At 70.5% G+C, this 25,007-nt stretch carries 23 protein-coding genes; 11 read left to right on the top strand and 12 right to left on the bottom strand.

Features of this window, described 5'->3' with window-relative positions:
• Window positions 1-84 precede the first annotated feature (84 nt).
• Window positions 85-1,428, top strand: coding sequence for an exodeoxyribonuclease VII large subunit (xseA, locus tag ABD679_RS13055; protein ID WP_344760443.1), 1,344 nt, complete (start codon window positions 85-87; stop codon window positions 1,426-1,428).
• Between the two features lie 179 nt (window positions 1,429-1,607).
• Window positions 1,608-3,038: an aldehyde dehydrogenase family protein gene (locus ABD679_RS13050; protein ID WP_344760430.1), complete on the top strand. Its 1,431-nt coding sequence runs from the start codon at window positions 1,608-1,610 to the stop codon at window positions 3,036-3,038.
• Between the two features lie 16 nt (window positions 3,039-3,054).
• Here ABD679_RS13050 and ABD679_RS13045 read toward each other — a convergent pair whose 3' ends face one another.
• Window positions 3,055-3,588, bottom strand: coding sequence for a hypothetical protein (locus ABD679_RS13045; protein WP_344760429.1), 534 nt, complete (start codon window positions 3,586-3,588; stop codon window positions 3,055-3,057).
• A gap of 150 nt (window positions 3,589-3,738) precedes the next feature.
• Between ABD679_RS13045 and ABD679_RS13040 the strand changes: the two genes are divergently transcribed.
• Window positions 3,739-5,433: a vWA domain-containing protein gene (locus ABD679_RS13040; protein ID WP_344760428.1), complete on the top strand. Its 1,695-nt coding sequence runs from the start codon at window positions 3,739-3,741 to the stop codon at window positions 5,431-5,433.
• 529 nt (window positions 5,434-5,962) lie between these two features.
• Here ABD679_RS13040 and ABD679_RS13035 read toward each other — a convergent pair.
• Window positions 5,963-8,845 (bottom strand): EAL domain-containing protein, encoded by a 2,883-nt coding sequence (locus tag ABD679_RS13035; RefSeq protein WP_344760427.1) that lies wholly within the window; start codon window positions 8,843-8,845, stop codon window positions 5,963-5,965.
• 208 nt (window positions 8,846-9,053) lie between these two features.
• On the opposite strand from ABD679_RS13035, the gene ABD679_RS13030 reads away from it, so the two are divergent.
• The 5 genes from ABD679_RS13030 to ABD679_RS13010 all read left to right on the top strand — a co-directional run bounded on the left by ABD679_RS13030 (window position 9,054) and on the right by ABD679_RS13010 (window position 13,732).
• Window positions 9,054-9,638: an RNA polymerase sigma factor gene (locus ABD679_RS13030; RefSeq protein ID WP_344760426.1), complete on the top strand. Its 585-nt coding sequence runs from the start codon at window positions 9,054-9,056 to the stop codon at window positions 9,636-9,638.
• Window positions 9,635-10,780, top strand: coding sequence for an outer membrane protein assembly factor BamD (locus ABD679_RS13025; protein WP_344760425.1), 1,146 nt, complete (start codon window positions 9,635-9,637; stop codon window positions 10,778-10,780). Before ABD679_RS13030 ends, ABD679_RS13025 begins: the two co-directional genes overlap by 4 nt.
• Window positions 10,781-10,789: 9 nt before the next feature.
• Complete coding sequence (locus ABD679_RS13020) at window positions 10,790-11,380, top strand: IMPACT family protein (RefSeq protein WP_344760424.1); 591 nt, start codon at window positions 10,790-10,792, stop codon at window positions 11,378-11,380.
• The gene (locus ABD679_RS13015) at window positions 11,380-13,179 is read left to right on the top strand and encodes an ABC transporter transmembrane domain-containing protein (protein ID WP_344760423.1); all 1,800 of its coding nucleotides are present in this window, start codon (window positions 11,380-11,382) and stop codon (window positions 13,177-13,179) included. The genes ABD679_RS13020 and ABD679_RS13015 overlap by 1 nt, the downstream gene beginning before the upstream one ends.
• 70 nt (window positions 13,180-13,249) lie before the next feature.
• Window positions 13,250-13,732 carry a GFA family protein gene (locus ABD679_RS13010; protein ID WP_344760422.1) on the top strand — a complete coding sequence of 161 codons (483 nt, stop codon included), beginning with the start codon at window positions 13,250-13,252 and terminating at the stop codon, window positions 13,730-13,732.
• A gap of 14 nt (window positions 13,733-13,746) precedes the next feature.
• On the opposite strand, the gene ABD679_RS13005 is transcribed toward ABD679_RS13010, so the two are convergent.
• The 8 genes from ABD679_RS13005 to ABD679_RS12970 all read right to left on the bottom strand — a co-directional run bounded on the left by ABD679_RS13005 (window position 13,747) and on the right by ABD679_RS12970 (window position 21,532).
• Window positions 13,747-15,369: an isovaleryl-CoA dehydrogenase gene (locus ABD679_RS13005; RefSeq protein WP_344760421.1), complete on the bottom strand. Its 1,623-nt coding sequence runs from the start codon at window positions 15,367-15,369 to the stop codon at window positions 13,747-13,749.
• 54 nt (window positions 15,370-15,423) lie between these two features.
• The gene (locus ABD679_RS13000; protein ID WP_344760420.1) at window positions 15,424-16,653 is read right to left on the bottom strand and encodes an FAD-dependent oxidoreductase; all 1,230 of its coding nucleotides are present in this window, start codon (window positions 16,651-16,653) and stop codon (window positions 15,424-15,426) included.
• A gap of 100 nt (window positions 16,654-16,753) precedes the next feature.
• Complete coding sequence (locus ABD679_RS12995) at window positions 16,754-16,963, bottom strand: cold-shock protein (RefSeq protein WP_344760419.1); 210 nt, start codon at window positions 16,961-16,963, stop codon at window positions 16,754-16,756.
• Window positions 16,964-17,059: 96 nt separating this feature from the next.
• Window positions 17,060-17,818 (bottom strand): S-methyl-5'-thioinosine phosphorylase, encoded by a 759-nt coding sequence (locus ABD679_RS12990; RefSeq protein ID WP_344760417.1) that lies wholly within the window; start codon window positions 17,816-17,818, stop codon window positions 17,060-17,062.
• 81 nt (window positions 17,819-17,899) lie between these two features.
• Window positions 17,900-19,021, bottom strand: coding sequence for a cyclopropane fatty acyl phospholipid synthase (gene cfa, locus ABD679_RS12985; protein ID WP_344760416.1), 1,122 nt, complete (start codon window positions 19,019-19,021; stop codon window positions 17,900-17,902).
• Between the two features lie 90 nt (window positions 19,022-19,111).
• Entirely contained in the window at window positions 19,112-19,951 is an 840-nt protein-coding gene (locus tag ABD679_RS12980) for a DUF3298 and DUF4163 domain-containing protein (protein WP_344760415.1), read from the bottom strand.
• A 349-nt stretch (window positions 19,952-20,300) separates the two neighbouring features.
• Window positions 20,301-20,510, bottom strand: a complete 210-nt coding sequence (locus ABD679_RS12975; protein ID WP_344760414.1) for a cold-shock protein — start codon at window positions 20,508-20,510, stop codon at window positions 20,301-20,303.
• Window positions 20,511-20,818: 308 nt separating this feature from the next.
• On the bottom strand, window positions 20,819-21,532 hold the full coding sequence (locus ABD679_RS12970) for a pseudouridine synthase (protein WP_344760413.1): 714 nt from the start codon (window positions 21,530-21,532) through the stop codon (window positions 20,819-20,821).
• A 157-nt stretch (window positions 21,533-21,689) separates the two neighbouring features.
• On the opposite strand from ABD679_RS12970, the gene ABD679_RS12965 reads away from it, so the two are divergent.
• Genes ABD679_RS12965 through ABD679_RS12955 form a run of 3 tightly spaced genes read left to right on the top strand, consistent with a single transcriptional unit; the run spans window position 21,690 to window position 23,713 of the window.
• Entirely contained in the window at window positions 21,690-22,322 is a 633-nt protein-coding gene (locus ABD679_RS12965; protein WP_344760412.1) for a hypothetical protein, read from the top strand.
• Window positions 22,319-22,648, top strand: a complete 330-nt coding sequence (locus tag ABD679_RS12960) for a transcriptional regulator (RefSeq protein ID WP_344760411.1) — start codon at window positions 22,319-22,321, stop codon at window positions 22,646-22,648. The genes ABD679_RS12965 and ABD679_RS12960 overlap by 4 nt, the downstream gene beginning before the upstream one ends.
• Before the next feature lie 12 nt (window positions 22,649-22,660).
• Window positions 22,661-23,713, top strand: a complete 1,053-nt coding sequence (locus ABD679_RS12955) for a M23 family metallopeptidase (RefSeq protein ID WP_344760410.1) — start codon at window positions 22,661-22,663, stop codon at window positions 23,711-23,713.
• A gap of 51 nt (window positions 23,714-23,764) precedes the next feature.
• On the opposite strand, the gene ABD679_RS12950 is transcribed toward ABD679_RS12955, so the two are convergent.
• Together ABD679_RS12950 and ABD679_RS12945 are read right to left on the bottom strand one after the other, a co-directional pair.
• On the bottom strand, window positions 23,765-24,049 hold the full coding sequence (locus ABD679_RS12950; protein WP_344760409.1) for a GNAT family N-acetyltransferase: 285 nt from the start codon (window positions 24,047-24,049) through the stop codon (window positions 23,765-23,767).
• A gap of 23 nt (window positions 24,050-24,072) precedes the next feature.
• Window positions 24,073-24,948 carry a histone H1-like repetitive region-containing protein gene (locus ABD679_RS12945; RefSeq protein ID WP_344760408.1) on the bottom strand — a complete coding sequence of 292 codons (876 nt, stop codon included), beginning with the start codon at window positions 24,946-24,948 and terminating at the stop codon, window positions 24,073-24,075.
• Between the last annotated feature and the right edge of the window lie 59 nt (window positions 24,949-25,007).

The raw sequence follows: 25,007 nt of genomic DNA, 5'->3' as shown, positions 1-25,007 counted from the left end.
GGAAGCGAAGCCCCTGTGGGAGCGGCCATGGCCGCTCCCACAACGTTCCAGGGCCTGCGACGGGTGCCGGGTATCCTGTCGGCCATGCCAGCACCCGCCGCCAACGTCCTCACGCCCAGCCAGCTCAACGCACTGGCCCGCAGCCTGCTGGAGGACGCCTTCCCGGTGGTGCAGGTGGAAGGCGAGATCGCCAACCTGGCACGGCCGGCGTCCGGGCACCTCTACCTGACCCTGAAGGACGCGCGCGCGCAGGTGCGCTGCGCGCTGTTCAGGCCCAAGAGCCAGTGGCTGCGCTTCGAGCCGCGCAACGGCCTGCAGGTGCTTGCGCGCGGCCGGCTCACGCTGTACGAGGCGCGCGGCGACTACCAGCTGATCCTCGATTCGCTGGAGGAGGCCGGCGAAGGCGCGCTGCGGCGCGCGTTCGAGGAACTGAAGGCGAAACTGCAGGCCGAGGGCCTGTTCGACCCCGAACGCAAGCGCCCGCTGCCCGCCTGGGTACGGCGGCTGGGCGTACTGACCTCGCCGTCCGGCGCGGCCGTGCGCGACGTGCTCAGCGTGCTGGCGCGGCGCTTCCCGCTGCTGGACGTGGACGTACTGCCCGTGCCCGTGCAGGGCGACGCGGCCGCCGCGCAGATCACGGCGATGCTGCAGCGCGCCGGCGCCAGCGGCCGCTACGACGCCCTGCTGCTGGCGCGCGGCGGCGGCTCGCTGGAAGACCTGTGGGCGTTCAACGACGAAGCGTTGGCGCGCGCGATTGCCGCTTCTCCGGTGCCGGTGGTGTCGGCGGTCGGCCACGAGACCGACTTCACCCTCGCCGACTTCGCCGCCGACCTGCGCGCGCCGACGCCGTCGGTGGCCGCCGAACTGCTGGTGCCCGAGCGCAGCGACCTGCGCACGCGCCTGCACGGCCAGCAACAGCGCCTGCAAGCCCTGCACGCGCGCGGGCTGCGCGATGCCATGCAGCGCACCGATCGCACGGCACTGCGGCTCAACGCGCTGCGGCCGCAGGCGCGGTTGCAGCAGCTGCGCACGCGCCAGCAGGCGGCGATGCAGCGTCTGGACCGCGCCCTGCGCGCACGCAGCGACGCCCGCACCGCGCGCCTGCGCCACGCCGAGGCGGTGCTGCGCGCGATGCAGCCGGGGCGTCGCCTGGCCGCGCTGCGCGACCGGCTGGCGACCTTGCGCCCGCGGCCGCAGGCCGCCGTCGCGCGGCAATTGCAGCGCGACGCGCTGCGCCTGCGCGGACTGGCACGCTCGCTGGAAGCGGTCAGCCCACTGGCGACCGTGGCCCGCGGCTACGCGATCGTGCAGCACGAGGACGGCCGCGTGGTGCGCGGCGTTGGCGATGCACGGGTTGGCGACCGCCTCCAGGCGCGGCTGGCCAACGGTGCCCTGCGCGTGCGCGTCGAAGGCAGCGACGCGTCCTGACGTTCCTGTATTTGCTTTGCAGGAGCGGCGGAAGCCGCGAGCTTTTGCCTCGGCTCCGCAGCTGCAACGGAAGGCGCGCGGGCAAGGCCTCGCGGCTTCCGCCGCTCCTGCGAGAGACTTGGGTTGCCACGACGCGTTAACGCCGCGCGCGGGATGCTGGTGGGCACAAGGAGACCGCGATGCTCAACAAGACCTACCCCTACTACCTCGCCGGCAAGCCGGTCGCGGCCAATACCGACCTCGAGGTATTCGACAAGTACTCGGGCAAGCGCGCCACGCGCGTGGCGTTTGCGGATTCGACCGCGATACGCAAGGCGATCGCCGCGGCAACGAAGGCCGCGCCGGCGATGGCCGCCTTCCCCCACGATGCACGCCGCGACGTGCTCGAGCACTGCGTCGCCCGCTTCACCGAACGTCACGAGGAACTGGCGCTGGCCCTGTGCATCGAGGCCGGCAAGCCGATCCACGACGCGCGCGGCGAGGTCACCCGCTTGGTCGACACCTTCCGCATCGCCGCCGGCGAAGCCACGCGCCTGGGCGGCGAGGTGGTCGACATGGAAATCTCGAAGCGCACGCGCGGCTACCGCGGCATGGTCAAGCGCGTGCCGGTGGGTCCATGCGCGTTCATCACCCCGTTCAACTTCCCGCTCAACCTGGTCGCGCACAAAGTGGCGCCCGCGATTGCCGCCGGCTGCCCGTTCGTGCTCAAGCCGGCGGCGAAGACGCCGGTCGGCGCGCTGATCATCGGCGCGGTGCTGGCCGAGACCAACCTGCCGAAGGGCGCGTTCTCGATCCTGCCCTGCAGCAACGACGACGCCGGCCTGCTGGTCGAGGACGAACGCATCCGCCTGCTCAGCTTCACCGGCGGCCTGGTCGGCTGGGACCTCAAGGCCCGCGCGGGCCGCAAGAAGGTAGTGCTGGAACTGGGCGGCAACGCGGCGTGCATCGTCGACGACGACCCGGGGCTGGACCTGGACGCCGTGGTCGAGCGCATCGTCTTCGGCGCCTACTACCAGTCCGGCCAGAGCTGCATCGGCGTGCAGCGCATCTTCGCCCACGCCGATGTCTATCCATTGCTGCGACGCAAGCTCAAGGCGGCGGTGGCCAAGCTGGAGATGGGCGACCCGCGCAACGAGAAGACCTTCATCGGCCCGATGATCGACGAGGACGCCGCCAAACGCGTGGAAGCCTGGATCAAGGCCGCGCGGAAAGGCGGCGCGAAGCTGCTCGCAGGCGGCGCGCGCGAAGGCAACATGCTGCCGGCGACGCTGCTGGAGAACGTGCCGCACGATTCCGACCTGTACCGCCAGGAAGCCTTCGGGCCGGTTGCGGGAATGGAGTCGTTCGACGACTTCGACGATGCGCTCGACCGCGTCAACGACAGCGATTTCGGCCTGCAGGCCGGCGTGTTCACCGGCCGCCTCGCCCACGCGATGCGCGCCTGGGACCGGCTGGATGTCGGCGGCGTGGTCGTCGGCGACGTGCCGAGCTTCCGCGTCGACAACATGCCTTACGGCGGGGTCAAGGGCTCGGGCCTGGGCCGCGAGGGCGTGCGCTACGCGATCGAGGACATGACCGAACAGCGGCTGCTGGTGATCCGCGATCCGTGATCGCGACGCCACGCCGTCAGCGTTTCCACAGCGCCAGTCCGTAGACCGCCAGCGAGACCACCACGTAGGCGGCCTCCACCAGCCGCCTGCGCGCCGGATCACTGCGCGAGCGGGTAAGGTCGAGCACCAACTGCCGGAGCAGGAAGGTGTACAGCACGTAGTAGATCACCGGGACCACGTGCAGGTACCACGGATAGTCGCGCGCATGGCGCCCGGACAGGCCGAGGATCCAGTCGATCTGGCTGTAGATGCCCACGATCCCGAGCGCGGCGTTGATGAACATCCACTGCACCTGGTCGCGGCCGAAGATCACCAGGTAGAACACCACGTAGACGATGATCGCGATGCCGCCGTGCAGGTATACGAACGCCGCGTCCTGCGCGCCGTAAGCCAGGAGAAAGCCGGCGACGCCGAACATCAGCATGTGGAACAGGAAGAACGGGTAGATGAAGGCCTTCGGGAAGGCCTCAGCGACCTTCTGCGTCGACCCACTGGCAGTTGCACCCGGTACCAACCGTATCGACTTCGACCAGACCTTCCTGCCTGCCATCCGCCCCATCCCCTGCCCGCCCCGTTCGCCGACGGACATCGTACGACGCCTGCGCCTGCCGCCCCGCCCCCTGCAGGTCCGCGGCGGCCCGCCAACCCCGTTCCCGCCTCCGGCCCGTTCGCATCGGCACCCCAGCCCGGAGATGCCAGCATGCAACGCCACGCTCTTGCTTCCGCCCTGATCCTTGCGATCGCCCTGTCCGCCTGCAGCACGGTCGGCAACGACACCCAGCCGGCCGCGGTGGCCGATGTCGCACAGGCGGCGCCCGCGCCAGCGGTTGTCGCCCCGGCGGAGGCCGGGAAGCAGGCCAGCCTCGACCGCGTCCAGGTGACCGGCACGCGCCACGCAATGGCGCTGGAGGCCTATGCCATGGCACCGCCGCCTGCGCCCCCCGCGCCGGGCTGGCAGCCCGCCAACACCGAGAATTACGCCGCGCACGAGGACAATCCCGTGCATCGGGCCAGCGAGCAGCCGGTCTCCACGTTCTCCATCGACGTGGACACCGGCAGCTACGCCAACGTGCGCCGCATGCTGCACGACGGCATGCGTCCGCCGGCCGACGCGGTGCGCGCCGAGGAGATGATCAACTATTTCCGCTACGGCCATCCGGCACCGGCGTCGCCCGATGTCCCGTTCCGGGTCACCACCGAACTTGCGCCGGCGCCGTGGAACGGCAAACGCCAGCTGCTGATGATCGGTATCAAGGGCTATGACGTGCCGGCCGCGACGCTGCCGCCAGCCAACCTGGTGCTGTTGATCGACACGTCCGGATCGATGTATTCGCCCGACAAGCTGCCGCTGCTCAAGCAGTCGATGAAGCAGCTCGTGGACCAGTTGCGCCCCCAGGACCGCGTGTCGATCGTCGTCTACGCCGGTTCCGCCGGCCTGGTGCTGCCGCCCACGCCCGGCGACCGTCGCGGCGAGATCCTGGCCGCGCTCGAACGCCTGCAGGCCGGTGGTTCCACCAATGGCGGCGACGGCATCCGCCTGGCCTACGCAATGGCGAAGCAGGGCTACGTCGAAGGCGGCGTCAACCGCGTCATCCTCGCCACCGACGGCGACTTCAACGTCGGCACCGTCGACCAGGGCGCGCTGGAAACGCTGGTGTCCGACCAGCGCAAGTCCGGCATCGCGTTGACCACGCTCGGCTTCGGCCGCGGCAACTACAACGATGCGCTGGCCGAACAGCTGGCCGACATCGGCGACGGCAACCACGCCTACATCGACAGCCTCGCCGAGGCGCGCAAGGTGCTGGTGCAGGAAATGGGTTCGACCCTGCTGACCATCGCCCGCGACGTGAAGATCCAGGTCGAATTCAATCCCGCGCTGGTGTCCGAGTACCGCTTGGTCGGCTACGAGAACCGCGTGCTGCGCAACGAGGACTTCGCCAACGACAAGGTCGACGCGGGCGACATCGGCGCCGGCCACGAGGTGACCGCGCTGTACGAGATCACCCCGGTCGGCTCCGGCGCCGAACAGCTGCCGCCGCTGCGCTACGGCAACGCGCCGGCCCCGGCGGATGCGCGCACGGATGAAACCGCGCACCTGCGCCTGCGCTACAAGCGCCCCGGCGAGGACGCCAGCCGCCTGATCACCACCCCCATCGCCCGCACGTCGCTGCGCCCCACGCCGAGCCCCACCCTGCGCTTCGCCGCCACCGTCGCGGCCTACGCCGACGCGCTGCGCGGCGGCACCCGCATCAGCGGCTGGGACTGGGACGACATCCTGCGCAGCGCGAAACTGGCCCAGGACGGCAACCCGCAGCGGGCCGAATTCACCAGCCTGGTCGAAACCGCGCAGGCACTGGTGGATGGCGATCGCCGCGAGGCGGCGGTGGCGGATTAGCGGGTCGGCGGGAAAAACGGGCGCGCCGGCAGGGTTCAAGGGATGGAACCGTGCGTCAGGGGCACGGCCCCGACCTGCCGCTGTCGTGGGAGCGGCTATAGCCGCTCCCACAAGGTTTTTTTGCTGTTGCTGTTGCCTTTGATCTTGCTCTTGACCTCCGGGGCCCCTCCGAAGCGGCGGAGCCGGCGGACAAGACCCCGCAGGGGCGCCGCACATGGATGTGCGGCGTTTTCCGCGGGGGCAGGATGCCCCCTCGGAAAATCCCGCCGGCTCCGCGGACCCGGCGCGCAGCGGCGGGCGCGCAGGCGGGGTGTGTTTCTTTGCGCCAGGTTTCTTTGCACAAGCAAAGAAAGGTGGCTCGCGCGCTCAGCGCGAAACGCTTTTGATCTTGTACTTGGACTTGATCTTGTTATTCGCGGAAACAGCAGGAGCAGCTCGCTGCGCTCGCGCTCGCATCCGCATCCGCATCCGCATCCGCCCTCCGGGCACCTTCTCATGCACCCTGGAGAAGGGCCGGGGTGCTTCGTCCCTACGCGTCGCCGACGGGCGGCTCCGGCTCGGGCCGCCCATACAGGAACCCCTGCCCGTACTCGCAGCCCAGCTGCCGCAGGATGTCGCGCTGCCCCCCGGTCTCGATGCCCTCGCCGATCGTGTCGATCCCGAGGGTGCCGGCCAGCGCCAGGATCGCGCGCACCAGCGCCAGGCTTTCGGCATGCATCTCGCCGCCCAGGCCCGCGACGAAGCTCTGGTCGATCTTCAACGCCTGGATCGGGAACCGGTGCAGGTACGACAGCGCCGAGAACCCGGTGCCGAAGTCGTCCAGCAGCGCGAGTACCCCGCGTCCGCGCAGCACGTTGAGCATGCGCAGGATGCGCGGCGCGTCTTCCAGCAGGGCCACTTCGGTGATTTCGATGCGCAGCCGGCGCGGGTCGGCGCCGGCATCGTCGAGCATCTGCAGCAGCCGGTCGGCAAAGGTCTCGGAGTGGAAGTGGCGCGGCGAAACATTGATCGACACGTAGCCTTCGCGGTTGCGCGTCATCCAGTCGAACACGCGGCGGTACATCAGCCAGTCGACCTGCTCGATCAGGCCGCTGTCCTCTCCCACGCCGATGAACTCAGCGGGCGGCAGCGGCCCGTGCAGTTCGTGGTTCCAGCGCAGCAACGCCTCGTGGCCGACGACCGCGCCGTCGTCCAGGCGCACGATGGGCTGGAAATGCGGCACGAACGCATCGGCGAAGATCGCGCGGCGCAGGTCGGCCTCCAGGTCGAGCAGGCGCGTGGCCTCGGCGCGCATTTCCTCGTCGAACAGCGCGCTGCGGTCGCGCCCGTGCGCCTTGGCGCGGTACATGGCCGCGTCCGCGTCGCGCAGCATCTCCTCGCCCTGCCGGTAGCGCGGCTCCCACAGCGCGATGCCGATGCTGGCCGAGGGGAACAGCTCCCGCCCGGCGACCCACATCGGCTTGCCGAGCTCTTCCAGCAGCATCGCCGCCAGCGACTCGACCGCCGCATGACCGTCGACACCCTCGACCAGCGCAGCGAACTCGTCCCCGCCCAGGCGCGCGACCAGGGTGTGCTCGCCCAGGGTGGCGGTGATGCGGCGCCCGGCCTCGACCAGCATCTCGTCTCCGGCCGCGTGGCCTGCGCTGTCGTTGACCAGCTTGAACCGGTCCAGATCGAGGAACAGCACCGCGAATCCCGGCCGCCCGGGCTCGCCCATCCGCGCGATCGCGGCGTCCAGGCGTTCGAGCAGCAGGACGCGGTTGGGCAGGCCGGTCAGGCCGTCGTGGCGCGTCTGGTGGGTCAGCTTCTGCTCGGCGCGCACGCGCTCGCCGATCTGCGCGCGCAGCTCGCGGTTGGCGCCTTCCAGCTCGCGCGTGCGCGCCTCGACGCGGAACTCCAGCTCGGCGTGCGCGGCCTTCAGGTGTTCCTGTGCGCGCTTGCGCGCCAGCGCGCTGTCGATGTGGTGGGCAACGAAGGTCAGCAGCTCCTGGTCGCGCTGCTCGAAGCTGATCTCGGGGGTGTAGCTCTGCACCACGATCGCGCCGACGACGGTGCCGTCGCGTTTGAGCGGCACGCCCATCCAGCAGTGCGCCAGCGGCCCGAAACTGCGCACCGCGCCGGTGCTCTCGAGCTCGGTGATGGCCGCGCGGTCGGCCCGCAGCGCGGTGCCGGTCGACAGCACGTACTCGGTCAGGCCGCGGGCCAGGCGGCGCGACTCGCGGGTCAGGTCGCGCTCGTCGACCGAATACGGAAACTCGATCTGCGCGCCGTCGGCCGACAGCAGCGCGATGTAGAAATTGCGCGCGTACAGCAGCTCGCCGACGATCGAGTGCACGTCGGCGTAGAAACGCTCCAGGCTGCCGGCGGTGACCGAAAGCGCGGTGATGCGGTACAGCGCGCGCTGCAGCTTCTCGGCGCGCTGGCGCTCGATGATCTCCGCCTGCAGCACCATGTTGGCCTGCTGCAGTTCGTACGTGCGCTCGTGGACGCGACGTTCGAGCTGCTCGCGCGCCTGGCGGCGGTCGAGCGCCGTGAGGATGTGCTGGGCGACGTACTCCAGCAGCGTGCGGTCCTCGTGCGTGTAGCGCGCGGCCTGCACGTAGTTCTGCACCACGATCGCGCCGCTGACGCGTCCCTCGCGCCGCATCGGCACGCCCAGCCAGTCGTCGCTGTCGGGCCCGTGCGAGGGGTCGTTCGGCACGTTGAGGCGTTCGCGGACGTGTTCGGACGAGCCGAAGATCGGCTGCCCGTGCCGCAGCAGCGCCACGGTCACGCTGTTGCCCATCTCGTCCAGGCCCAGTTCCTGCGCCGGATCGGCGACGTAGGGGTCGCGCTGGTCGGCGAAATACAGGAAGCGGATGGTTTCGCGGATGTCGTCGTACAGCACGATGTAGAAGTTCTCGGCCTGCATCAGGCCGCCGACGACCTCGTGGATGCGGCCGAGCATCTCCTGCATCTCGAGCCCCGAGCCGGCCAGGTCGGCGATCTCGTACAGCGCCTGCTGCAGGCGCTCGGACTTCTGCAGCGATTCGATGCGCGCCTGCGCCTGCGCCGCGGCCAGGGTGGCGCCGATGGTGCGGCGCGCGAGCTCCAGCCACGCGACGTGCGACCCCGGCGCCAGCGGCTGCGACAGGCGCGCGGCCAGCGCGATGTGCGTGCCCGCGTCGCTCCAGGCGTCGACGATCTCGGCGTCGGCGCCGCTGGGCACCAGGTGTTCGAGCGAGTCGCGAGCGCGGTCGATCAGCGCATGGGGCGCGTTGCCGGTGTACGACACGCCGCCATCGATGCGCACGTCGCTCCAGGCGACGGCGAGCCTGGACTCGGTCGGCAACGTGGCCGCCAAAAGGTCGGCCAGCCCGGCCGGTCCGCCCTCCGGCGCCCGGGTTGTGATTGTGTGCGCCAAGGTCCGCATGCCATCTGGTTCCCCCCGGGGCGACATCATTCAGCAAAATGCCGCCTTTTTCCATAAAACCGCAACCCCGCGGCGCGCCGACGCACGTTTGCCACGTCATGGAAGGCGACAGGACATGAACGCGCTGGCGATACCGGCAGTGCCGCTGACGGCGTGGCGGCCGGCGGCGGGCTTTTCCCGCGCCGCGGCAACGCTTAACCTGCCGCCAATGAACGATGTCGCCATCCCGGAGGCCGCGGCCAGCGATGAGGCCAGCGACGAAACGCTGATGCTCGCGTACGCGGCCGGCCGGATGGACGCTTTCGAGCAGCTCTACGCGCGCCACCGGCTGCGCCTGTACCGCTACCTGCTGGGCCAACTGCGCGACGGCGCGCTGGCGGACGACCTGTTCCAGGACATCTGGCAGCGGGTGATCGCCGCAAGCGCCGGCTGGACGCCGGAGGCGTCGTTCGCCAGCTGGCTGTACCGGATCGCGCACAACCGCATCGCCGACCACTGGCGCGCGCAGCAGTACCGGCCGCCCGCGCCGGAGAACGCCGACGAGCGCACCGCGCGCATCCCCGATCCCGACACGCCCGAGCGCACGCTGTCGGAGTTCGAGCAGCGCCGCGGCCTGCAGCTGGCGCTGGACGAACTGCCCGAGGAGCAGCGCGAAGTGATCATGCTGCGCCTGGAACAGGAGCTGACGCTGGAACAGATCGGTGACATCACCGGCGTGGGCCGGGAAACGGTGAAGTCGCGCCTGCGCTACGCGATGGACAAGCTGCGCCTGCGGCTGGGAGAAGCCGGATGAGCCACGATCCCCGACTTCCCGGCGACGATCGCGACCCGCTCATGCCGGAAGAACGCGCGCTGGCCGACCGGCTTGCCCGCTCCGGCCCGCAGGGCGGGCCCTCGCCCGCGCTCGACGCCCGCATCCTGGAGGCCGCGCGCGCCGCGGCTGGCGCGGGCGCGCCCGCATCCGCGCACCGCACGCCAACCGCGCGCCGGCACCCGCGCCGACGCTGGCCGGTCGCCTTCGGCGCGGCGGCCACGCTCGTCATCGTCGGCGGGCTGGCCTGGCAGCTGCGCCCGGTCGACGACATGCAGGTCGCGTATTCGGAGGCGCCGCGCGCGGCGTCCGGTCCGTCCGCGAACGCCGTCGCACCCGTTGCCAGGCAGCGGGAAGCCGCACCGGCGCCTGCCAAAACCACGGCGCCGGCCGTGGCCAAAACCGCATCACAGCCGCCGGCCGCGGATGCCGGAGCTGCTCCGGCACCCGTGCCGGCACCGAAGCCCGCCGACGATGCCGCCGACGCATCCGATACGCAACGCGAACAGCAGCGCGTCCCGACGGCCTTCCCGCAGCCATCGCCGCCGCCCGAACCGCCCGTGGTCTTCGACGAGCCCTCGCCGATGGACACGCCCGCGCCACCACCGGCCCCGCCCGCCCCGCCGGCGCCGGCAGCTCCCGTCGCGCCCGCGCAGCCGCCCGAAGCAAGCCCGGTCGCCTCGCCCGCCCCGGCGCCGGCCACGGACGCGGCTTCCGCTCGCGCGGCGGAAGCCCGGGCGGCAAAAGCCGGCACGGAGAAGGCCCGACTGCAGCGGGCAGAAGTGACGCCTGCCCGCCGCGCACCGCAGCCGGCTGTCGCCAGCGGCACGACCGCGCATGCCGTCGAACCGGCTGCGGCCAGCGCCGGGGCAGACGCCGACGAGCTCGACAGCGTCGTGGTCACGGGCACGCGCCGCGTCGACGGATTCACCGACCAGCCCATCGACGACCAGCCACCCGCCTCCGCCGATTCGCCCCGGGTCCAGGACGCCTGGCTGCGGCGCGTACGCCAGCTCGTGTCCGAAGGCAGGCTCGAAGACGCGCGCGAAAGCCTGCGCGAATACCAGCACCGCTACCCGAAGGCCACGCTGCCCGAAGACCTGCGCGCGCTGCTGGCCGACTGACGTTCCGCCATGGCCCTGCACACGCTGGCGGCCGCCGCCACCCATGCCCTCGAGGTGAAACACAGCCGCTTCGTCGCCAATGCCATCCCGGTCGAAGGCACCGAACAGGCGCTGCGCGCACTGGCCGGTGTGTCCGTCGCCGACGCTACCCACAACTGCTGGGCCTGGCGCATCGGCGACGACTACCGTTCCAGCGACGACGGCGAGCCGGCCGGCACCGCGGGCCGCCCGATCCTCGCTGCCATCGACGGCCAGGGCATCGACCGCGTCGTGGTCGTGGTCACGCGCTGGTTCGGCGGCATCAAGCTCGGCGCCGGCGGCCTGGTCCGCGCCTACGGTGGCACCGCGGCCGAATGCCTGCGCCGCGCCGAACGCGTCGAACTGGTGGCCATGCTCGACGTCATCCTGCGCGCACCGTTCGACGACCTGGGCACCGTCCACGCCGCGCTTGCGGCTGCGTCCGCCGAAAAACTCTCGGAAACCTTCGACGCCAGCGGCGTGCGGCTGGTCCTGCGCCTGCCCGAAGACGGCGTCGACGCCTTGAAACTGCGCCTGCGCGACGCCACCCGTAACCGGGTGACGATCGACGACAATGGCTGATGGCTGACATTCCCGAACCGGACCCCGCATCCACGCCCGACGCGGGCACTGCCGCCGCCAAGCCGAAACCGCGCATGGGCAGCCTGCGCGCGCTGTGGCCGTTCGTCATGCGCCAGAAGGGCCTGCTGGTGGCCTGGCTGGTGTCGCTGGCGGCGTCCAGCACCGCCACGCTGAGCCTGCCGCTGGTGGTGCGGCGGATGATCGACCACGGGTTCTCGGGCGACAGCAACATCAATGCCACCTTCCTGCTGGTGTTCGCGGTCGCGCTGGCGCTGGCGCTGGCCACCGCCGCGCGCTTTTTCTTCGTCTCGCTGCTGGGCGAACGCGTCGTCGCCGACCTGCGTGAGCGCCTGTACTCGCACCTGGTCGGCCTGGACCAGGCGTTCTTCGAACGCAGCCGCAGCGGCGAGCTGGTCTCGCGCCTGACCGCCGACACCGAGCTGCTGCGCAGCGTGGTCGGCTCGACGGTCTCGGTGGCGCTGCGCAGCGTGGTGATGGTGATCGGCAGCCTGGCGATGCTGGTCGCGACCAGCCCGCGGCTGGCGGCGTACACGCTGGTCGGCATCCCGCTGTGCGTGCTGCCGCTGGTGATCGGCGGGCGCAAGCTGGGCCGGATCTCGCGGCAGAGCCAGGACCGCGTGGCCGATGCCAACTCGCTGGCCGCCGAAACACTTGGCGCCATCCCCACCGTGCAGGCGCACGCGCGCGAGCCGTACGAGCGCGGCCGCTTTTCCGCCGCCATCGCCGCATCGGTCGCCACCGCGCGCAGGCGCATCGGCTGGCAGGCGCTGGTCACGGCGATGGCGATCTCGCTGGTGTTCGGCGCGATCACCCTGGTGCTGTGGTCGGGCGCGCACGACGTGATCGACGGGCGCCTGACGGTGGGCACGCTGAGCCAGTTCGTGCTGTACGCGGTGCTCGGCGGCGGCTCGGTCGGCGCCCTGGCCGAAACCTGGAACGAATTGCAGAAGGCCGCCGGCGGCATGGGCCGCATCGGCGAGCTGTTGGACGAACGCCCCGGGATCGTCGCCCCCGCGCAACCGAACGCACTGCCGGCGAACGTGCGCGGCGGGCTGCGCTTCGACGGCGTCACCTTCCACTACCCCTCGCGCCCCGACGCGCCCGCGCTGGAAGACTTCAACCTGCAGGTCACGCCGGGCGAAACGGTGGCGCTGGTCGGCCCCTCCGGCGCCGGCAAGAGCACCGTGTTCTCGATGCTGCTGCGCTTCCACGACCCGCAGCGCGGCCGCATCGACCTCGATGGCGTGGACATCCGCACGCTGGACCCGGCCACGCTGCGCGACGCCATCGCGCTGGTGCCGCAGCAGCCGACGATCTTCGCCAGCAGCGCGCGCGAGAACATCCGCTACGGCCGGCTGGAGGCAACGGACGCCGAACTGGAAGCCGCGGCGCGCTCGGCCGAGGCGCACGATTTCCTCGCCTCCCTGCCCGACGGTTACGACGCGCAACTGGGCGAACGCGGCGCGCGCCTGTCCGGCGGCCAGCAGCAGCGCATCGCCATCGCCCGCGCCCTGCTCAAGGACGCGCCGGTGCTGCTGCTCGACGAAGCGACCTCCGCGCTCGACGCACAGAGCGAGCGCGCCGTGCAGCAGGCGCTGGAGCGGCTGATGGAGGGCCGCACCACGCTGGTGATCGCCCACCGCCTGGCGACCGTACTCAAGGCCGACCGCATCGTGGTGATGGACCGCGGCCGCATCGTCGCCCAGGGCACGCACGCCGAGCTGCTCGCGCAGGACGGGCTGTACGCGGAGCTGGCGCGGCTGCAGTTCCTCGACTGAGCCGCGGGGCGCGCGCGGCGGCGGCGGCGCGCTAGCATGCAGGCCCCGCGACGGACGCAGGAGGCTGCACATGACCGACCAGACCACCGCGCATGAAGGCGGCTGCACCTGCCGCGCCGTGCGCTACCGGCTTACCGACGCGCCGCTGTTCGTGCACTGCTGCCACTGCCGCTGGTGCCAGCGCGAGACCGGCAGCGCGTTCGCGCTCAACGCGATGATCGAGACCGGCCGGGTCGAACTGCTGTGCGGCGATCCGGAGACCGTCGACACGCCGTCCAACAGCGGCAAGGGCCAGCAGGTCGTGCGCTGCCCACGCTGCCGCGTCGCGCTGTGGAGCCACTACGCCGGCGCCGGCAAGGCGATCGCGTTCGTGCGCGTGGGCACGCTGGACGATCCGGACGCGTTCCCGCCCGACATCCACATCTTCACGGCGTCGAAGCAGCCGTGGGTGGCCATCCCCGAAGGCGTGCCGGCGATGGCGGCGTACTACGACCGCGACCGGCAGTGGCCGGAAGCGAGCCTGGCGCGGCGCCGCGCGCTGCGCGGGCGCTGAGGCCGCCGCCCCGGCTACGGCCAGGCGCGGCGGAGGATCGCGGCGAAATCGAGCTCCACCGGCAGCGTGCCGAACGCCAGGCCATGTTCACGGCCGAGGCGGCTGCGGCAGAACGCGCCGGCCATCGGGCTGCCGGCGCGCAGCAGCACGCCCGCCTGCAGCGCCAACGCCAGCCGCTCGACCAGCCTCCGCGCGCCCGCTTCGTCGGCATCGTGCAACGCGCCGCGCAGCGCGGACAGCGTGGCATCGTAGTCGCGGTCGATGCCAGACGCCGCGTCCAGGTCGGCCAGCAGCGCATCCACCGATGCCGGTTCGCGCGCCAGCGCGCGCAGCACGTCCAGGCACTGGATGTTGCCGCTGCCCTCCCAGATCGAGTTCAGCGGCGCCTGCCGGTACAGCCGCGGCAGGATCGATTCCTCGATGTAGCCGGCGCCACCCAGGCACTCCTGCGCCTCGTTGACGAAGGCCGGTGCGCGCTTGCAGATCCAGTACTTGCCGATCGCGGTGGCGATGCGCGCAAGCGCCGCCTCGCGCGGGTCGACTGCCGCGGCGTCGACGGCACGCGCCACCCGCATCGACAATGCAAGCGCGGCCTCGGACTCGATGGCCAGGTCCGCCAGCACGTTGCGCATCAGCGGCTGTTCGACCAGCCGCTTGCCGAACACCTGCCGATGCGTCGCATGGTGCAGCGCCTGCGCCAGCGCCATGCGCATCTGCGCCGCCGATCCGAGCATGCAGTCCAGGCGCGTGAGCATCACCATCTGCAGGATGTTCGCCACCCCGCGCCCCTCCTCGCCGACGCGCCAGGCGCGGGCCTCCATGAACTCGACCTCGCCGGATGCATTGCTCCAGTCGCCGAGCTTGTCCTTCAACCGCATCAGCGCAAAGGCGTTCCTGGTACCGTCCGGCAGCCGCCGCGGCAGCAGGAAACAGGTCAACCCGCCGGGCGCCTGCGCCAGCACAAGGAAGCCGTCGGACATCGGCGCGGAGAAGAACCACTTGTGCCCGACCAGCGCGTACTCGTCCCTGTTGCCGCCCAGCGGCGTGGCGGTCGTGGTGTTGGTGCGCACGTCGCTGCCGCCCTGCTTCTCGGTCATGCCCATGCCCAGGGTTACGCCGGGCTTGTCGGCGATGGCGACATCGCGCGGGTCGTAGCGGCAGGCGGCGACCTTGTCGGCCCACTCCCGCAGCGCCGGGGCCTGACGCAGCACCGGCACGGCGGCGTGGGTCATGGTCAGCGGGCAACTGCTGCCCGGTTCGACCTGCCCGTGCAGGTAGCACAGCGCCGCGCGCGCGACGTGCGCGCCGGGCGACGCTTCGGCCCACGACAGCCCGGCGACACCGTGCTCGATCGCCGCGGCCATGACGCGGTGGTAATTGGGGTGGAATTCCACCAGGTCGATGCGATGCCCGAAGCGGTCGTGCGTGCGCAGCCGCGGGCGGTCGCGGTGGGCGTCGAACGACAGCTTGTACAGCTCGTCACCCGCCAGCGCGCCGTAACGCGCGACGCCGTCGGCATGACTGTCGCCTCCCTCGCGCGCCAGCGCCCCGCGCAAGGCGATGTCGTCATTCCACAAGTCGCGCGGCGCGAACTCCGGAGGCTGGTTGTCGATGACATGGGTCTGGAAACGCTGCATGATCGAAGCTCCCTGCTGTGCCCCGATTCTGGCGCAATCCGCGATCCTGCGTCGTCATGCGCCGTCCTTGCCCGCAAGTGCATCGACAAAGTCGTCGCGCAGCCCGAGCCGACCGAACAGCCCGCGCTGCGTGCCACTGAGGACGCGCAGCATGTGGCCACGCCCGCCCGGCAGCCGCCCCAGCGGCAGGAAGGCCAAGTCGCGCAGCTTGGCCACCAGGTCCCGGTCGGACTGGAACAGCGGCGTCAGCCATCGACTCCAGAACTGGTAGATCCGTACGTGGCGACGGCGCTCGCGCTCATAGCACCCGAGCGCATCCTCGACCCCGTTGTTCGCGCGCAGCGCGTCGCGCAGCGAAAGCGCGTCCAGCAGCGCCATGTTCACGCCCTGCCCCAGCTGCGGGCTCATCGCGTGCGCGGCGTCGCCCGCCAGCACCACGCGCCCGCGGCGCCAGCGGCGCGGGACGGCATCCCGGTAACTGGCACGTGCGAGGGACGTCGCCTGCACCTCGCCGAGGCAGCCGAGCGCGTCCGGCCAGATCGCACGCACTTCCTCGCGCCACGCCTCCATGCCGCCCGCCTGCCAGGCGTCGAAACCGTCGCCGCGCAGGCTCCAGAAGAAACTCAGTCTCGGGATTTCGTCGCCGGGCCGCGTCCCGACCGGCAGCAGCCCGATCATCCGTCGCGCGGCGACATAGCGCTGCCGCAGTTCATCGCCCCACGGCCAGTCGCCGCGCGGGACCAGGCACCACAGCGCGCCCCAGGGATACGGCCGGTCGAGACCTCCATCCGCTACGTGGCCGCGCAGCCGCGATGCCGAGCCATCGGCCAGCACGATCATGTCGAACGGCCCGTGCCAATGCCCGGCCGCGTCGCGGATGCGGCGCGCATCATGGTCGACCGCCGTGATCCGCGTCCCCCGGTGCATCGCGCCGAAACCCGGCCAGGCCCGCGCCAGCAGCGAGAACAGCGCGCCGCGCTGCATGCCCAGCCCATGCAGCCGCGCATCGAGCCCGGCATAGCGCATGTCCATCACCGCCCGGCCGAATGGCGTCTCGCCATACAGGCGCCGCACCGGCGCACCGTGCGCGAGCGCCTCCCCAAGCAAGCCCATCGACCACAGTACTTGCAGGCCGGTCGGCTGCAGCAGGAAGCCGGCACCGACCGGACCCGGTTCGGCCGCCTGTTCGAACACCTCGACCCGGTGCCCGTCGCGCGACAACAGCAGTGCGGCGGCCTGGCCAGCGGTGCCATAGCCGACGATGGCGACATGGTGCGGCGTCATTGCATCCCTTCCCCCGTGCAGGCGGCTTCAACTGCTCCGGCCATCATCAAAAAAAAGCCCCGCAATGAAGCGGGGCTCAAGAAATCGCGGTGGGCGTGTTTCAGGCGTCGGCCGGCTGCACGCCGGCGGCCTGGGCTCCCTTCGGCCCCTGGGTCACCTCGTAGCTGACGCGCTGGCCTTCCTGCAGCGTGCGGAAGCCCTTGGCCTCGATGGCCGAGAAGTGCACGAAAACATCCGCGCTACCGTCCTCGGGCGCGATGAAGCCGAACCCCTTGGCGTCGTTGAACCATTTTACTGTGCCGTATTGCATGTTTCTCCCTACCTCGTCTGGATACGATGTGCGTACGCCCCTTGCGGTCCCCCGGCGCACGCTCGCGAGTATGCAAAGCATGCCCGGCGGTTGCAATCACCCCGACAGCATTTCCGTGACCAACGCCGGCAAACCGGACGAGGCCGCCTCGACGTTGGCGAGCACGTCGTCGAGCGTGATCACCTCGCTGGCGTCGGGTCCCGCGCCCGCCGCCCAGTTGGCGACGATGGCCAGGCAGGCGTAGTCCAGGCCGAGTTCACGCGCCAGGCCGGCCTCCGGCATGCCGGTCATGCCGACCAGGTCGCAGCCGTCGCGGCGCATCCGCGCGATCTCGGCCCGGGTTTCCAGCCGCGGCCCCTGCGTGGCGCCGTAGCAGCCGCCGTCGACCAGCGCCACGCCCGCCGCACGCGCGGCATCGAGCACCTGCCGGCGCAGCGACGGCGTGTACGGCTCGCCGAAATCCACGTGCAGCACCTTGCTGCCCTCCTCCTCGCACAGCGTCGAGATGCGGCCCCAGGTGTAGTCGATCAGCTGGTCCGGGCAGGCCAGCACGCGCGGGCCGAAGCCCTCGGTGATGCCGCCGACGGTATTGAGCGCCAGCACCCGGGTCGCGCCCAGCGACTGCAGCGCGGCGAGGTTGGCGCGGTAGTTGACCTTGTGCGGCGGCACCGAATGGCCTTCGCCGTGGCGGGCGAGAAAGGCCACCCGCCGGCCGGCCAGCGTGCCCACGCGCACCGGTCCCGGCAGTGCGCCGTAGCGCGTGACCGGCTGGTGCGCCTCGATGTCCTGCAGGCCGTCGAATCGGTAGACGCCGGTGCCGCCGATGATGGCGAGGGCGATGTCTGGCTGGCTCATTGCGGTCCCGGTATTGCAAACGAAGGCCGTCGATCATCCCCAATGCCGGCCCGCCGCGCAAAGCCGCGCGATGCGCGGCCTTCAGCGCGGTGCGACATAACCGCCCGGCACGCCGTGCGGCGACAGCACCAGCTGCCACAGCTGGATCCGGCGGACGCGGAAGCTGGCCATCGACGCGGCCAGGTAGTAGCGCCACATGCGCCGGAAGCGCTCGTCGTAGCGGGCGGGCAGCGAGTCCCACGCGGCCTCGACGTTGCTGCGCCAGGCCTGCAGGGTGCGGTCGTAGTCGGCGCCGAAGTTGTGCCAGTCCTCGGTCACGAACAGGCCTTCGGTGGCGGTGGCGATCTGCGCGGCCGACGGCAGCATCGAGTTGGGGAAGATGTACTTCGCGATCCACGGGTCGGTGTGGGTGACCGAGCGGTTGCTGCCGATGCAGTGCAGCAAAAACAGGCCGTCATCGTCCATGCAGCGCTGCGCGACCTCGAAGAAGCGGCGGTAGTTGCGGAAGCCCACGTGTTCGAACATGCCCACCGACAGGATCCGGTCGAAGTGCTCGTCGACCTCGCGGTAATCCTGCACGCGGATCTCGATCGGCAGCCCGGCGCACAGTTCGCGCGCGAATGCGGCCTGCTCCTCCGAGATCGTGACCCCCACGCCGCTGACCCCGTAGCGCTCCGCGGCGAACTTCAGCGCCTCGCCCCAGCCGCAGCCGATGTCGAGCACGCGCATGCCCGCGCGCAGGCCGAGCTTGCGGCAGATCAGGTCGAGCTTGGCTTCCTGCGCGTCGTCGAGGTTGCCGGCGTTGCGCCAGTAGCCACAGCTGTAGACCAGGCGCTTGCCGAGCATCGCACGGTACAGGTCGTTGCCCAGGTCGTAGTGGCGCTTGCCCACTTCGTAGCTGCGCCGCCCGGCCTGCAGGTTGAACAGGCGCGCGCGCAGCGCATCGCGGATGTCGGCCGGGCCATGCGCGCGTTCGTCGAGGCGCGCATCGAGCAGGTGGACCAGGAAACCGTCGAGCGATTCGGCGTCCCACCAGCCGTCCATGTAGCTTTCGCCCAGCTTGAGCGAGCCACCGGCGACCAGCCGCGCCGGCAGGTGCGGATCATGGACCTGCAGGTCCCAGGGACGATCACCGTCGATGCGGACATCGGCATCGGCCAGCAGGGCCTGCAGTCGGTCGCGGAACGGATGGGATGCGGACATGCCTTCCGGGCAACTCGGGAGCGGTCGCGCGACAGGGTAACGCCGCGCCGCGGTCGCCGTCACCGTCCCGGCCGCAACACGGCACGGCGGCTACGCGCCCGGCGAGGCGAACAGTCCGCGATAGGCCTCGGCGACGTGGGGCAGCAGGACGCTGGCCGGCACTTCGGCCACCTGCACGCCGTCGGAGTAAGGGCCGACCTGGTACGGCGGGAACACGAAGCGCAGCGCGGTGATGCGCCCGGCCGCGTCCAGCACCGGTTCGAACTGGCTGAAGTTGTCCGGATCCGCGCCCGAGCCTTCGTCGATCATCTTCAGGCCGGACTTGAGCATCTCCGCGCGGTCGTCCGGTTCGATGTCGTCACCGTCGATGCGCTGCGAGAGCGCCGCGTGCAGCTGCTCGCGCACGGCGCGGGACACGGCCTGCCAGCCGTCCTTGCCGGTGATCAGCCGGTCCGCCGTCAGCAGTTCGTTGTGCTGCGGCAGCCAGACGAAGCGTGCGATCAGCGGGTTGCCGTGCGCGCCGCCGGTGTAGCTGCTGCCGTTGGCGGCGACGGCGACGATCTGCGGGGTGTCGGCCAGCATGTCGTAGGCCAGCGACAGGTCGTAGGGCGCGGTGGGCTTTTCGCCGCCAAGGCCGTCGACCGCCTGCATCAGCTCGTCGAGCGCGGCCTGGGAATAGCGCTGCAGCTCGGCGGCCAGGCCGGGGTACTTGTCGACGCCGGGCGGATAGCTGATGCCGATGACGTAGTGGTCGCCGCGCTCGATGCGGTCTTCCAGCTTGACCGGTGCGTCCGGCGCGGCGGTGGCGGGTGCCCCGGCAGCCGGCGTCCCCGGCTGCGCCGGTGCCGGTGCCGGCGCCTCGGGCGCAGGCGCCTCGCGCTGGCAGGCGGCAAGCAGGAACAGCAGGCAGCAGGCGGTCAGGCGTTTCATGGCGATCGGCTCCCCTTCGGCAACGGAGTCCGGGCATTCCGGATGCCGGCAGTCTAGGAGTCCCCGCGTGATGCCCGGATTGACATGGCGCGCGCGGGACTCGCCGGGAAACGGTTCTTTGGCTGCCTGAGCAAAGAGGCTGCATTGGTTCGATGGCAGAGGCACGGGTGCGGATGGCCCTGGCGCGTCACCCGAAGGCCTGCCGACTGCAGCGGGGCCCGTCGGGTTGCCGTCCGGCCTGCGAGTGGACCGTCAGCCGGCATTGCCCTCCCGGACGCGGCCGAAGAACAAAAAAAAGCCCCGGGCGTTTCCGCCCGGGGCTCGGTGTTGCGACTGACGCTGTGCGGGATTACTCGGCCTGCACTTCGTCGGCCTGCAGGCCCTTCTGGCCCTGCACGACCTTGAACGAGACCTTCTGGCCTTCCTGCAGCGACTTGAAGCCGCTGCCCTGGATCGAGCGGAAGTGGACGAACAGGTCCTGGCCGCTTTCCGGGGTGATGAAGCCGAAGCCCTTGGCGTCGTTGAACCACTTGACGATACCGGTCTGACGATCGGACATGATGTGTTACTCCTTGGAACAGTTTTTTGAGGTTTACACGGTCCGCTTCGAGCGGATCCGCGACTGTGTCAGCAAGGGGTAACGCGAAGCGATGGAGCGGATCGGCAGATCTACCGCATCGAAACCACGATGTACCGTGATCCCGGCTAGAACAGTGGGCGCACCTTACCGCACTTTCCGCGAGAAGTGTGAATGGGGTTTACCCGAGGTCGGCGGGCATCGTCCGGGCCGGGTTCCCGGCCCGCCGGTGCCGGCGCAACCACCCCTGCAGGAGCGGCCATGGCCGCTCCCCCAGCTCCCACAAGGCGCTACCAGTCTTCGTGGCGCGGCAGCAGGCCGCGCAGCTCGGCGTCGGTGAGGTTGCGCCACTGGCCCGGCTTCAGGTGCCCAAGCTTCACGTTGCCGATCCGCACCCGGACCAGCTGCTTGACCCGATACTTGAAGAACGCCGCCATCAGCCGGACCTGCCGGTTCAACCCCTGCACCAGCACCACGCGAAAGCCGAAGCGGCCCAGCTTCCCGGTCCGGCACGGCAGCGTGGCCTGGCCGTGGACCGGCACGCCGCGCGCCATGCCGCGCAGGAACTCGTCGGTGACCGGATGGTTCACGGCGACCAGGTATTCCTTCTCCAGCTTGTTTTCCGCGCGCAGGATCGCGTTGACGATGTCGCCGTTGCTGGTCAGCAGGATCAGGCCTTCCGAATCCTTGTCCAGGCGCCCGATCGGGAAAATCCGCTGCTCGTGGCCGACGAAGTCGACGATGTTGCCCTTCACCGCCGACTCGGTGGTGCAGGTGACGCCCACCGGCTTGTTCAGCGCGATGTAGACGTGCCGGCGCTGGCCCTTGCCGGCGCTGCGCACGCGCAGTGCCTGGCCATCGACCTTGACCTCGTCGCCCTCGCCGACTTCGGCACCGATGCGCGCGTGCAAGCCGTTGACGGTCACCCGGCCTTCGCCGATCAGGCGGTCGGCTTCGCGACGCGAGCAGAAGCCGGTGTCGCTGATGTGCTTGTTGAGTCGCATCCGTATCGGGCGTGGCGGCGGGCGCGCAGTCTGGCAGATCGACCGGGCCGCGGCACGCACCGGCTGCGGGCGCCGCCTGTCCCCCGTGCCGGAACAGGTCTTGACAAGCATGGTTTGTACTGCAAACATATTTGCAGCCCAACAAACCGCAGCCGACATGCAGACCACGACCGATCCCCTGACCCGCCTGGCCGAGAACACCGGCCGCTACGCCCGCTACTCCCGCAGCGCGGGCGGCCTGAGCCTGGTGATCGGCGGGATCCTGTGCCTGGCGGCCTTCACCGTCGGCGCCACGGTCGAGCTGACACCCGCCTGGCGGTATGCGCTGGTCGCCGCGCCGCTGCTGTGGCTGGCTTCCAAGGAGCTGCTGCGCGCCTTCTACTACCAGCGCGCCGGCGCGGTGCGCGAGCGACTGTCCGACCGGCAGCGCCGCGGGCATTTCTGGATGGTGGCCTACCTGGCCGTGATGGCATTGCTGATCATCGGCGGCGTGGCCTGGACAGCGGGCGCGCGCGCCTGGCAATGGCCCGGCATTGCCTACATCGCGATCGTGGCGGCGATGCCGCTGGTCGCGGCGCGCTGGTTCTGGTCGACGGGTGACTTCCTGGTCGGCGTGTTGCTGGTCTGCCAGGCAGCGGTGGTGATCGTCGGCCTCCACTACCCCTGGTACTGGATCCTGGTCGCCGGGCTGTACGCCGCCATCGCCATTCCCACCGGTTGGCGCGAACACCGCGACTACCTGCGGCTGCGCGACGAACTGGGCCTGCGCGACGAGGCCGCCGGCGCATGAAGCACCAGGCGCAGGATGCCATCGACGCGGTCCTCGCCGTCGACCGCCTGGTCCACGAGCCGGCGCGGCTGGCGATCCTCACCGTGCTCGGAGGCGCCGAGCTGGTCGAATTCGGCTTCCTCGAAACCGTGTGCCGGCTGAGCAAGGGCAACCTGTCCAGCCACCTGTCGAAGCTCGAAGCCGCCGGCCTGGTGTCGATCGACAAGAGCTTCCGCGGCAAGCGCCCGCTGACGCGCGCGTCACTCACCGACGCCGGCCGCGACGCGCTGGAACGCTATCGCGCGCAGATCGCCGCCCTGATCGAATCCGCCCCGCCCCGCAGCTGAGGAGACCCCGCCATGTCCATCCGCCCCCTGTCCGCCGCGCTCGCGCTGCTGCTCGCTTCGCTGCCTGCGGCGGCACAGCAACCGGCGCCTGCTCCTGCGCCCGAAGCGACCGCCACCGCCACCGACGAAATCGCACTGCGCGAGGGCCGCGAGCTGTCGCAACTGTTCCTGCAGGGCGACACCGATGCCGTGTGGGCACGGATGGCGCCGTCGATGCAGGCCGCGATGGGCGATGCCGCGGCGCTGGCGAAGTTCCGTGCGCAGGTGACCGGCGACCTCGGCGAAGAGGAAGCCGTCCTCGACGAATCGGCCGCGCAGGCCGAGGGTGCCCACGTCTACGTGCGCACCTCGCGCTGGAGCAAGCTGCCCGTGCCGGTCCTGATGCAGTGGGCGGTGGACGATGCCGGCAAGGTCGCCGGCTTCCTCGTGCAGCCCAGGCCCGAGGCCGCGCCCTCGCCCTACCTCGACTACCAGACCAGGAGCCACCTGCGGCTGCCGTTCGACGGCCAGTGGTACGTGTTCTGGGGCGGCCACGACATCGAACAGAACTACCACGCCGCCTCGCCCGGCCAGCGCTTCGCCTACGATCTGGTCAAGCGCGTCGACGGCAGCAGCCACCGTGGCGACGGCCGCGCGCTGGAGGACTACTACTGCTGGAACGAGACGATCCTCGCGCCGGCAGCCGGCACCGTGCTGGAAGCGGTGGACGGCCTGCCCGACCAGGCGATCGGCTCGCGCGATACCAGCCACATCGCCGGCAACCACGTCATGCTCGACCTGGGCAACGGGGAATACGCCCTGCTTGCGCACATGCGCCAGGGCAGCGTGGTGGTCAAGGCGGGCGACAAGGTCAACCCCGGCGACGAACTCGGACGCTGCGGCAACAGCGGCAACACCAGCGAGCCGCACCTGCATTTCCACCTGCAGGACGCCCCGGTCTTCGGCCAGGGCAACGGCCTGCCGGCGTTCTTCGAGCACTACACGGCGGACGGCAAGGCCGTCGAGCGCGGCGAGCCGGTGCAGGGGCAGGTAATCGCACCGACCGGCGGTACCACGCCGCGATAGCGGCACGCCGGAGGTCCCCGGCGCCGGTCGCGGCGCCGGGATGCCGCCGCGTCAGCCCGCTGCCCGCAGGTCCGCGTACTCCGCGTGCCGCTGCATGTAGCTGTCGGCGTAGGAGCAGTCCGGCCGCACCTTCAGTCCTTCGGCGCGGGCGTGGTCGAGCGCGGCCTTCACCAATTGTCCGGCGATGCCGCGGCCGCCGATCTCCGGCGGCACGATGGTGTGGGTGATCACGAGCACGTCGCCGGCGCGCTCGTATTCGACGAAGCCTTCATGGCCGTCCACCTGCGTGGCGAAACGCTTGCGGTCTTCCTGGTGGTCGATTGCGGGGCTGTCCAAGGACGTTCTCCTGTCAGTCGTGTTCAACGGTTGTCGCGCTTGCCCTGGTCGTGGCGACCCTGCGTGCCGATGCTGCCCTGGGTGGCCTGCAGCCGGCTCTCGGCGGCGTGGAGTTCCTCCGCCCTGGCTGCCGCCTGCTCCGACTGGAAGCCGTCCGGCGTCGGCGACGGGTGTGCGTCACCGAGCTGCTGCCAGGGCTGCGGCTGGCGGTCGTGTTCCTGCTTGGCCTCGAGAAGCTTGCGCGTGTTCTCCAGCGCCTGCTCCGGGGTGATGCGGCGGCGCGACCGGGTCGCGGCCTTCTTCCCGGTGGCCTTTTTCGCAACCGTCTTCTTCGCGACGCTCTTCTTCGCCGCCTTCCGGGCCGTCTTTCCTGCAGGCGCCTTGCGTGCGGCAGACTTCCTGGCGACGACCTTCTTCGATGCCTTGCGCACGACCTTGCGGGCGACGGACTTCTTCGCCGTCGCCTTCCTGGCAGCAGGCTTCTTGCCCACCACCCTCTTTGCGGTGGTCTTCTTCGCAGCGACCTTCTTCGCGGCGGGCTTCTTCACCGCAGATTTCTTCGTCGCAGCCTTCCTGGCAGTGGTCTTCTTCGCCGTCGCCTTCTTCGCAGCAGCCTTCTTCACTGTCTTGCGGGTGGACTTCTTCGCGACCGTCTTCCTGGCGGCCGTTTTTTTCGCGACAGCCTTCTTTGCAGAGACTCTCCGGGCCACTGTCTTCTTCTTCGCGGCCGTCTTTTTCGTGGCTACCTTTTTTGCAGCCGTCCTCTTCACCGCCTTGCCGGTGGCCTTCTTCGGGGCCGCCTTGCGCGCCGGCGCCCGTTTCGCGGCGGTCTTCTTTTTGGCCACCTTTGCCTTCCTTGCCGTGGCCCTGTTCCTGACTGCCTTGCGCGTGGTCGCCATTTCGCCTCCGTGTCCGGTGTTGGGTGAGTGCAGGCAGCAATAGCATCGCCTCCATTCAC

The sequence above is a fragment of the Luteimonas lutimaris genome, from assembly GCF_039537065.1.
Lineage (GTDB): Bacteria > Pseudomonadota > Gammaproteobacteria > Xanthomonadales > Xanthomonadaceae > Luteimonas > Luteimonas lutimaris.
This window is presented reverse-complemented; position numbering and strand designations above follow the sequence as displayed.

What these genes read in the sequence shown, in the direction of transcription:
- xseA (WP_344760443.1), top strand. Translation starts at nt 85, where the DNA reads ATGCCAGCACCCGCCGCCAACGTCCTCACGCCCAGCCAGCTCAACGCA.
- ABD679_RS13050 (WP_344760430.1), top strand. Translation starts at nt 1,608, where the DNA reads ATGCTCAACAAGACCTACCCCTACTACCTCGCCGGCAAGCCGGTCGCG.
- ABD679_RS13045 (WP_344760429.1), bottom strand. Translation starts at nt 3,588, where the DNA reads ATGGCAGGCAGGAAGGTCTGGTCGAAGTCGATACGGTTGGTACCGGGT.
- ABD679_RS13040 (WP_344760428.1), top strand. Translation starts at nt 3,739, where the DNA reads ATGCAACGCCACGCTCTTGCTTCCGCCCTGATCCTTGCGATCGCCCTG.
- ABD679_RS13035 (WP_344760427.1), bottom strand. Translation starts at nt 8,845, where the DNA reads ATGCGGACCTTGGCGCACACAATCACAACCCGGGCGCCGGAGGGCGGA.
- ABD679_RS13030 (WP_344760426.1), top strand. Translation starts at nt 9,054, where the DNA reads ATGAACGATGTCGCCATCCCGGAGGCCGCGGCCAGCGATGAGGCCAGC.
- ABD679_RS13025 (WP_344760425.1), top strand. Translation starts at nt 9,635, where the DNA reads ATGAGCCACGATCCCCGACTTCCCGGCGACGATCGCGACCCGCTCATG.
- ABD679_RS13020 (WP_344760424.1), top strand. Translation starts at nt 10,790, where the DNA reads ATGGCCCTGCACACGCTGGCGGCCGCCGCCACCCATGCCCTCGAGGTG.
- ABD679_RS13015 (WP_344760423.1), top strand. Translation starts at nt 11,380, where the DNA reads ATGGCTGACATTCCCGAACCGGACCCCGCATCCACGCCCGACGCGGGC.
- ABD679_RS13010 (WP_344760422.1), top strand. Translation starts at nt 13,250, where the DNA reads ATGACCGACCAGACCACCGCGCATGAAGGCGGCTGCACCTGCCGCGCC.
- ABD679_RS13005 (WP_344760421.1), bottom strand. Translation starts at nt 15,369, where the DNA reads ATGCAGCGTTTCCAGACCCATGTCATCGACAACCAGCCTCCGGAGTTC.
- ABD679_RS13000 (WP_344760420.1), bottom strand. Translation starts at nt 16,653, where the DNA reads ATGACGCCGCACCATGTCGCCATCGTCGGCTATGGCACCGCTGGCCAG.
- ABD679_RS12995 (WP_344760419.1), bottom strand. Translation starts at nt 16,963, where the DNA reads ATGCAATACGGCACAGTAAAATGGTTCAACGACGCCAAGGGGTTCGGC.
- ABD679_RS12990 (WP_344760417.1), bottom strand. Translation starts at nt 17,818, where the DNA reads ATGAGCCAGCCAGACATCGCCCTCGCCATCATCGGCGGCACCGGCGTC.
- cfa (WP_344760416.1), bottom strand. Translation starts at nt 19,021, where the DNA reads ATGTCCGCATCCCATCCGTTCCGCGACCGACTGCAGGCCCTGCTGGCC.
- ABD679_RS12980 (WP_344760415.1), bottom strand. Translation starts at nt 19,951, where the DNA reads ATGAAACGCCTGACCGCCTGCTGCCTGCTGTTCCTGCTTGCCGCCTGC.
- ABD679_RS12975 (WP_344760414.1), bottom strand. Translation starts at nt 20,510, where the DNA reads ATGTCCGATCGTCAGACCGGTATCGTCAAGTGGTTCAACGACGCCAAG.
- ABD679_RS12970 (WP_344760413.1), bottom strand. Translation starts at nt 21,532, where the DNA reads ATGCGACTCAACAAGCACATCAGCGACACCGGCTTCTGCTCGCGTCGC.
- ABD679_RS12965 (WP_344760412.1), top strand. Translation starts at nt 21,690, where the DNA reads ATGCAGACCACGACCGATCCCCTGACCCGCCTGGCCGAGAACACCGGC.
- ABD679_RS12960 (WP_344760411.1), top strand. Translation starts at nt 22,319, where the DNA reads ATGAAGCACCAGGCGCAGGATGCCATCGACGCGGTCCTCGCCGTCGAC.
- ABD679_RS12955 (WP_344760410.1), top strand. Translation starts at nt 22,661, where the DNA reads ATGTCCATCCGCCCCCTGTCCGCCGCGCTCGCGCTGCTGCTCGCTTCG.
- ABD679_RS12945 (WP_344760408.1), bottom strand. Translation starts at nt 24,948, where the DNA reads ATGGCGACCACGCGCAAGGCAGTCAGGAACAGGGCCACGGCAAGGAAG.